The organism is Polaromonas sp. P3_C2, assembly GCF_056402675.1.
The window spans coordinates 1-930 of record NZ_JBFUGX010001060.1; the positions used below are offsets into that span (position 1 = coordinate 1).

Consider the following 930-nt stretch of genomic DNA (forward strand, 5'->3'; position numbering starts at 1 on the left):
ATCGTCTCCAACCCGGCAGAGTCGGCCCAGGTGGACTCCGTAGATTTCACAAAATCGCAAGATACGACGAAGGCGTTGCATAACCTGATTGCATCGTTCTTGCACCTTGTAGGTGTTAACGCCGATGTAGCGCGGCTGGCGCAACATCATGCTTGGCCCGTGGACGGTCCGGATAGTGCTGCATTGGTTCAAGCCTTGCAAGGCTTGTCACTGGAGGTCATCCATCACCGAACCTCCATCGGCAAGTTGGTTCGCGGCCCGCTTCCCGCGCTGACGCATGATATTGATGGAGGTTGGCTGCTGATAGGCCATGCCGATGCGCATAACGTGGTGGTTCAAGCCAGCGGTGCTGCGCAGCCACAAAAGTTGACATGGATCGAGTTTGGCCAGCGGATGACTCAACAGGCCGCAAAGGCTGCTCAGATTGAATGGATCACGGCGCGTTCACAGGCAGCGGGAATGGTGCCTGGCAGTCATGGTGCCGGCTTGGGTTTTGGAGTCGGCTGGTTCTGGACATCGCTGAGTCAGTACAAGCAGGTGCTCGGCGAGGTTTTGCTTGCATCTTTCTTTATCCAGATATTCGCACTCCTCACCCCCTTGATATTCCAGGTGGTGATTGATAAGGTGCTTACGCATCGTTCGATGACCACGCTGGATGTAATGGTGGTTGCCCTGTTGGGGGTGGGGCTCTTCGAGGTGGTGCTCAGTGCCATGCGGCATTACCTCTTTACCCATACAACGAACCGAGTTGATGTGGAACTGGGAGCCAAGCTATTTCGTCACCTGCTGCATCTGCCGCTGTCTTATTTCGAGTCACGTCGTAGCGGCGATACAGTGGCAAGGGTGCGGGAACTGGAGAACGCGCGCAATTTCATGACAGGCAGCGCGTTGACCAGTTGGCTGGACCTGTTCTTTGCGATGGTGTTCTTG

General features: G+C 55.6%; 1 protein-coding gene. It reads left to right on the top strand.

The window, feature by feature from the left end; genetic code table 11:
- Positions 1–30: 30 nt before the first annotated feature.
- A partial coding sequence (locus tag AC1DWI_RS24555) for an ABC transporter transmembrane domain-containing protein (RefSeq protein ID WP_477726100.1) occupies positions 31–930 on the top strand: 900 nt, incomplete at its 3' end.